This is a genomic window from Novosphingobium sp. B 225, from assembly GCF_002198665.1.
Classification (GTDB): domain Bacteria; phylum Pseudomonadota; class Alphaproteobacteria; order Sphingomonadales; family Sphingomonadaceae; genus Novosphingobium.
The window spans coordinates 22257-28838 of record NZ_MWLM01000071.1 but is presented as its reverse complement, the minus strand read 5'-3'; the positions used below and the strand labels follow the sequence as shown (position 1 = coordinate 28838).

The following is a 6582-nucleotide window of genomic DNA, read 5'->3' as shown; positions in this document are numbered from 1 at the left end:
CCGGGGCTGGGGGTGGGGCCGGGCGAACTTCCGCCCGAACCCGATCCACCGCCGCCGCAGCCCGCCAGAGTCAGCGCGCCGAAAGCGGCGCCGGTGGCAGACAGAAAGCGGCGGCGATCAAGCGGATGCATCATCGTTTGATGCGCCCCGCGTCAGGCTTAGTCCAGTACGGAAACCCACCCATGCGCATCCGGCTCCTCGCCGCGCTGGATTGCGGTCAGGCGGGCCTTGAGCTTGCCGGTCAGCTGGCCGGGGCCGCCCGTACCGATAGTAAACTCGCCGCTGCGGTCCGCAACTTTGCCGACCGGGGTGACTACGGCGGCGGTGCCGCAGGCAAAGGCCTCGATCAGCTTGCCCGATGCCGCATCGGCGCGCCACTGGTCCAGACTATAGCGTTCCTCGCTCACGGTCAGCCCTTCTTCGCGCGCCAGCGTCAACAGGCTGTCGCGGGTGATGCCGGGCAGGATCGTGCCGGTCAGCGCCGGGGTGATCAGGCTGCCGTCTTCGAACGCGAAGAACAGGTTCATGCCGCCCAGTTCCTCGATCCACTTGTGTTCGGCGGCATCCAGGAACAGCACCTGATCGTGGCCGAGTGCGAATGCCTCGGCCGTCGGGACCAGGCTGGCGGCATAGTTGCCGCCGCACTTGGCCGCGCCGGTGCCGCCGGGGGCCGCGCGGGTATAGTCCGACACCCAGATCGACACCGCCGGAGCGCCGCTTTTGAAATAGTTCCCGGCCGGGCTGGCGATCACCAGAAACTTGTACTGCTTGGCCGGGCGCACGCCCAGGAACGCCTCGGTCGCGATCATGAACGGGCGCAGGTAGAGCGAGCCGCCTTCCACAGTCGGGAACCAGTCCTTGTCGGCGCGGACCAGCTGCTGGATCGCTTCGACAAACAGGTCTTCCGGTAGTTCGGGCATGGCCAGCCGCTGCGCCGAAGCGTTGAAGCGGCGGGCGTTGGCATCGGGGCGGAACAGCGCCATCGAACCATCGGGGTGGCGATAGGCCTTCAGTCCTTCAAAGATTTCCTGCGCATAATGCAGCACCGAAGCCGCCGGATCGAGCGCGATCGGGCCATAGGGCAGGACCTGGGCATCGTGCCAGCCCCCAATACCGTTGGCATCTTCGCTCCATTCGATCGAGACCATGTGATCGGTAAAGGTGCTGCCGAACCCCGGATTGGCCAGCACCGCCGCGCGTACCTCCGCCGCCGTCGGGGCGGGGTGGGGCAGATGGGTGAAGGACAGTGAGGCAGACATGGCAGGCGATTCCCTTTGGGTATGAAGCGGGGTCCTTGAACGATAATTACGTCAATAGCAATATAAATGAAATAAACGAACCAACATTTATTGTCCTGTGTTGATAGGGCCAATTGCCGCAAAGGCCAAGGGGGGGCATGGTGGCGGCCCAGATTCAGCCCGGAGATTGCCTGATGGCCCGTTATGCCTGCCTTGCCCTGCTTGCCCTGATCGCCGCCCCCGCGCTGGCCGCCCCGGCCAAGCCCGCCGCGCAGGCGGTGACCTGTTCCTTGCCGGTTGGCCCCAAGGACACATGGACCACGGTCCGCAAACGGTTCGGCGCGGCCGCGCTGCTGAGCAAGATCCCGGGGCCGGAAGGAACCGAGCTGAACGGGATCATCCTGTGGGACAAGGATCCGGTCCGGCGGCTGGAACTGATCCTGACCGACGATAAATATCGCACGGTTTCGGACGTGCGGATCACCGACTCCTCGCGCTGGAGCGCGGGCGGGCTGCGGCTGGGTGACAGCATGGCCAAGGTCCAGCAGCTCAACGGCAAGCCGTTCAAGCTCTATGGGTTCGATTGGGACTATGGCGGCTATGTCAACGACATGGCCAGAGGCAAGCTGCAGAAACTGCCGGGCGGTTGCAGCCTGTCGATCCGGTTCGGGCCGAGCGTGACCAAGAATTATCCCGACGGAATCAGCGGTGATACGATCCTGTCCTCCGCCGATCCCAAAGTGCAATCGGTCAAGCCGGTGATCGAGGAACTGACCCTGGGGTGGTGAGTGCGGGCCACAAATGAGAAGGGCGGCCCCGGCAAACCGGGAACCGCCCTTCGCATGGTCAGCGGCCGGAAGCGCCGCTCACGAAGCCTTTATCGCTTAATCGAAATTCAGCGATAATGCCTCGCGCTGCGGATTACCGACCTCCCTGCTGAACCATGAGACATCGGTCACCTCCTTTCGCGCTGTTGAAGCCAAAGTCGCTCCCTCTCGGAAGCTGGGGCGGGGCGGCACTTGCTGCCTCGTCCTTGCCCCTAGGTGTGAATCATTTTGCGCTGCACAACAAGTCTTGCAAAGATTTTTTTAGGCGTCAAAATCTGCGCCTTCCGACCGGGTGCGGGCGGGTTATCCCCAGCTACCGGCAATCCTCGATCACGCGGCTGACTTCGGGCCAGCTTGGCAAGGCCAGGCTGGGCAATCCCGCCACGTCGAGCAGGAACCTTCCGCGCGAAAAGGCTATGGCATCCAGCACCCGGTCCCGCGCCGGAATCGCGGTAACGATCCAGCCCGGACCGCCTGCCAGCGGGTTGGACAGCAGCGGCCGGTTGCCGCCGCCGGTGGTGGTCACCCCCATCGCCACTTGCCCATTGGTGATGCCAAGCCGCCCCAACAGCACTTGTGCGCTTGTGCGATCGCAAGTCAGGTTGGCGATCGGAGAGCCGCTGGCACCCACGAATTCAGCGGTCGATTTGCCCTGGATCATGGCCCAACGCCAGGTCCCCGGCGGCGGCATGATATTGCGCCAGTCCTTGGTTACGGGCAGCGGTGCAGGCTGGGGTCCGGGGCTGGGCATCGGCACGGGATCGGGCGCGCGGATCGGCGCAGGCGGCGGCGGTGCGCTGCACGAACCGAGCAGCGCCAGCCCTGCACTGGCCAGGGCCAGATACCATGGCCATTCCAAACCCGTGATTGCCTTCATGATCCTCCTATGGAATGAGGCGGGCCGCTTCACAAGTCCCGGACGCAGATGAACAATCCTCCAAAGGCCAAAGCGGGCAAGACCCGGGTTGATCAGATGCTGGTCGATCGCGGGCTGGTGGAAAGCCGCACCCGCGCTGCTGCGATGGTGCTGGCCGGGCTGGTGTTCAGCGGCGAAAGCAAGATCGCCAAGCCCGGACAGGCGCTTCCCGCCGATGCTCCGCTGGAACTGCGCGGGCGCGACCATCCGTGGGTTTCGCGCGGCGGGATCAAGCTGGCGCATGCGATTGACCACTTCGGGCTTGATCCGGCCGGCGTGACCGCGATGGATATCGGCAGTTCGACCGGCGGCTTCACCGATGTCCTGCTCAGCAAAGGCGCAAGCCACGTGTTCGCGGTCGATTCGGGCACCAACCAGCTGGCGTGGAAGCTGCGGCAGGACAGCCGCGTGACCGTGCTGGAACAGACCAGCGCCCGCGTGCTCACGCCGGAGCAGATCGACGCGCCGTGTTCATGGGTGGTCTGCGATGCGAGCTTCATTGCGCTGGCCAAGGTGCTGGGCGTGCCGCTGCGTCTGGCCGCCACGCCGTGCCAGCTGGTCGCATTGATCAAACCGCAGTTCGAAGTCGGCCGGGCCGAAGTGGGCAAGGGCGGGGTGGTGCGCGATCCCGCGCTCCACGCGCGCGTTTGCGATGAAGTGCGCAGCTGGATCGAAGGACTGGGCTGGTCGGTGCAGGGGATTGTCGAAAGCCCGATCAAGGGGCCGGAAGGCAATGTCGAATTCCTGATCGCCGCGCGGCGGGGCTGAAAATCCTCCCCCTTTGGGGGAGGTGGCCCGCGCAGCGGGTCGGAGGGGGCATCCAGGCTTCACGCATGCCCCCTCCGCCAGCCCTTTGCAGGGCTGTCACCTCCCCCATGGGGGGAGGATTGAGGGACAGGCATTGCCAGCCTCCGCGCAGCTTGCCATCATCCCGGCAATGGTCGCAATCCGAATCGAGGTCCCCCTGCATGACTGAGCTTGCCTCGCCCGCGCAATTGCGCGCCTCGCTGCTGCGCTGGTCGCTGTTTACGGTGCCGGGGGTGCTGCTGCTGGGGTTCTTTTCCGGCGCGGTGGCGGGATCGACGGCGGGCAATCCGTGGTTCCTGGATCTGGTCAAGCCTTCGCTCTATCCGCCGCCCGCGACGTTCGGGATCGTCTGGTCGATCCTCTACGTGCTGATCGGGCTGGCGCTCGCCATGGTCATCACCGCGCGCGGCGCAGCGCAGCGGGGCCTCGCGATTGGCTTGTTCGTGGTGCAATTGCTGCTCAACCTGGCCTGGTCGCCGCTGTTCTTTGGTGCGCACCAGATCACCGGGGCCTTGGTGCTGCTGCTGGTGCTGGACGTGGCGGTGCTGGCCACCGTGGTGGTGTTCAACAAGGTCCGCCCGCTGGCCGCAGCGCTGATGCTGCCTTACCTGGGCTGGGTGCTGTTCGCGACCGTGCTCAACTGGCAGTTCCTGCAGGCCAACCCCGATGCGGACGGCGCGCAGAATTCCGGAGCGGTCAGTTCGGTCGAGTTCAAATAGGGGCTTGAACGTGCGCGCGATCAGCGCCACATCGCGGCCATGCAAAGCGAAAACCCCCTGCTCGCCGATCTCGCCAAACTTGTGAACAGTGCGGCTGGCACCATGGCCGGAATGGGCCGTGAAGCGCGTGATGCCGCGCGTGAAAGGCTGAAGGAACGGATGGGCGGGCTGGACTTTGTGTCGCGTGAAGAATTCGACACTGTCAAAGCCATGGCCGCCAAGGCCCGGGAAGAAAACGAAAAGCTGATGGAGCGCGTGGCCGCGCTTGAGGCGGCTTTGGCGGCGAAAGCGAAGAAGTAGCGCGCAGCGCGTACAAGTGCCCCAATCGCGCGGGCGCTTGAACCCTCTCTCAATTCCCGCCACACGCAGACCATGCATCTGCGCGCCCCAGCCATTGTCTGCTCCGTCCGCGCGCATGGCGAGACGGCGGCGATTGTGCGGCTGATGACGGCCGAGCACGGCATGGTCGCGGGCTATGTCGCGGGCGGGCGGGGGCGGCAGCTGCGGCCGGTGCTGATCCCCGGCAATGCGGTCGAAGCCGAATTGCGCAGCAAGAGCGACAGCCAGCTGCCCTTTGCCCGGCTGGAATTGACCCAGAGCCGCGGTCCGTGGCTGAACGAGCCGCTGCCCGCCGCCGCGATCGGCTGGATCACTGCATTGACTGCCTCTGCCTTGCCCGAACGCCAGCCGTTCCCCGCGCTCTACCCGGCGCTGTCGGGGCTGCTCGATGCGGTGTGCCATGCGCCCTCGGCGCGGGGGTGGCTGCCGGGGCTGATCGATTATGAAGGGCTGCTGCTGCGCGAGCTGGGTTATGGCGAACAGCTCCGCGCCGGCGGGGACGATCTGAACATGCAGCTTGCCGCCTTCGACGCGATGGGCCCCAGAATAGCGCGCTATCCGCTTGCCGATCGGCGCGGCGATGTTATGGGGGCGCGCGCCATGCTGCGGGAGCGGCTGGCCCGGATTATCTGACAGGGAACTTGGCATGAAGGTTGCGGTTTTCGCCGGTGACGGCATCGGTCCCGAAGTGACGCGCGAAGCCGTGCGGGTGCTTGAAGCGCTCGATCTGCCGGGGCTGGTGCTGCTGGAAGGCGATGTTGGCGGCGTTGCCTACAAGCGCCACGGCCACCCGCTGCCGCCTGAAACGCTGGAAGTGGCCCGCGCCTGCGATGCGATCCTGTTCGGCGCGGTCGGCGATTTCGATTGCGACCATCTGGAACGGCACCTGCGCCCCGAACAGGCGATTCTGGGCCTGCGCAAGGAACTGGGCCTATTTGCCAACCTGCGCCCCGCGACCGTGTTCAAGGGTCTGGAAGACCTGACCAGCCTGCGCCCCGAAGTGGCCCGCGCGATCGACCTGCTGATCGTGCGCGAGCTGAATGGCGACGTGTACTTTGGCGAAAAGGGCATCCGCACGCTGCCCGATGGCCGCCGTCAGGGCTGGGACATGATGTCCTATGCCGAAGACGAAGTGGCCCGGATCGCGCATGTTGGCTTCAAGGCCGCGCAGGGCCGCAAAGGGCGGCTGTGCTCGGTCGACAAGGCCAATGTGCTCGAAACATCGCAGCTGTGGCGCGACGTGATGATCGAGGTTGCGCGCGAATACCCCGATGTCGAGCTCAGCCACATGTACGTCGACAACGCGGCGATGCAGCTGGTCAAGAATCCCGGCCAGTTTGACGTGATCGTCACCGGCAATCTGTTTGGTGACATTCTTTCTGATCAGGCCAGCATGTGCGTGGGCTCGATCGGTCTGCTGGCTTCGGCCAGCATGGCAGTGGGGACCAAGGGGCTGTACGAGCCGATCCATGGCTCTGCGCCGGACATCGCCGGGCAGGGCAAGGCCAACCCGATGGCGACGATCCTGTCTGCCGCGATGCTGCTGCGCCATTCGTTCGGCCTTGAAGCGCAGGCCGCGCGGATCGAGGCGGCGGTGGCCCAGGCTTTGGCCGACGGGATCAAGGGCGGTGATCTGGGCGGCAGCCAGGGCACGGCGGAAATTGGTGACGCGGTGCTCGCGCGCCTGTAAGGGTCCGCGCTTAACCGGATGATACGGAAACAAAGCTAAGGGCCGC

The 6582-nt window shown here is 65.5% G+C and carries 8 protein-coding genes; 6 read left to right on the top strand and 2 right to left on the bottom strand.

Going from position 1 to position 6582, the window contains the following annotated elements; genetic code table 11:
- Window positions 1-158: 158 nt before the first annotated feature.
- Window positions 159-1259 carry a branched-chain amino acid aminotransferase gene (locus MNBBLIKP_RS16345; protein ID WP_088311342.1) on the bottom strand — a complete coding sequence of 367 codons (1101 nt, stop codon included), beginning with the start codon at window positions 1257-1259 and terminating at the stop codon, window positions 159-161.
- 173 nt (window positions 1260-1432) lie between these two features.
- On the opposite strand from MNBBLIKP_RS16345, the gene MNBBLIKP_RS16340 reads away from it, so the two are divergent.
- Complete coding sequence (locus tag MNBBLIKP_RS16340; protein ID WP_140420635.1) at window positions 1433-2026, top strand: hypothetical protein; 594 nt, start codon at window positions 1433-1435, stop codon at window positions 2024-2026.
- A 352-nt stretch (window positions 2027-2378) separates the two neighbouring features.
- Here MNBBLIKP_RS16340 and MNBBLIKP_RS16335 read toward each other — a convergent pair whose 3' ends face one another.
- Window positions 2379-2942, bottom strand: coding sequence for a hypothetical protein (locus MNBBLIKP_RS16335; RefSeq protein ID WP_088311340.1), 564 nt, complete (start codon window positions 2940-2942; stop codon window positions 2379-2381).
- Window positions 2943-2990: 48 nt separating this feature from the next.
- Between MNBBLIKP_RS16335 and MNBBLIKP_RS16330 the strand changes: the two genes are divergently transcribed.
- From MNBBLIKP_RS16330 to leuB, 5 genes are all read left to right on the top strand, one after another.
- On the top strand, window positions 2991-3749 hold the full coding sequence (locus MNBBLIKP_RS16330; RefSeq protein WP_254913090.1) for a TlyA family RNA methyltransferase: 759 nt from the start codon (window positions 2991-2993) through the stop codon (window positions 3747-3749).
- A 200-nt stretch (window positions 3750-3949) separates the two neighbouring features.
- Window positions 3950-4507 (top strand): TspO/MBR family protein, encoded by a 558-nt coding sequence (locus MNBBLIKP_RS16325; RefSeq protein ID WP_088311339.1) that lies wholly within the window; start codon window positions 3950-3952, stop codon window positions 4505-4507.
- Window positions 4508-4546: 39 nt separating this feature from the next.
- Window positions 4547-4807, top strand: a complete 261-nt coding sequence (locus MNBBLIKP_RS16320) for an accessory factor UbiK family protein (protein ID WP_088311338.1) — start codon at window positions 4547-4549, stop codon at window positions 4805-4807.
- A gap of 72 nt (window positions 4808-4879) precedes the next feature.
- The gene (gene recO / locus MNBBLIKP_RS16315; protein ID WP_088311337.1) at window positions 4880-5479 is read left to right on the top strand and encodes a DNA repair protein RecO; all 600 of its coding nucleotides are present in this window, start codon (window positions 4880-4882) and stop codon (window positions 5477-5479) included.
- Window positions 5480-5492: 13 nt separating this feature from the next.
- Window positions 5493-6536, top strand: a complete 1044-nt coding sequence (gene leuB, locus MNBBLIKP_RS16310; RefSeq protein ID WP_088311336.1) for a 3-isopropylmalate dehydrogenase — start codon at window positions 5493-5495, stop codon at window positions 6534-6536.
- Window positions 6537-6582 lie beyond the last annotated feature (46 nt).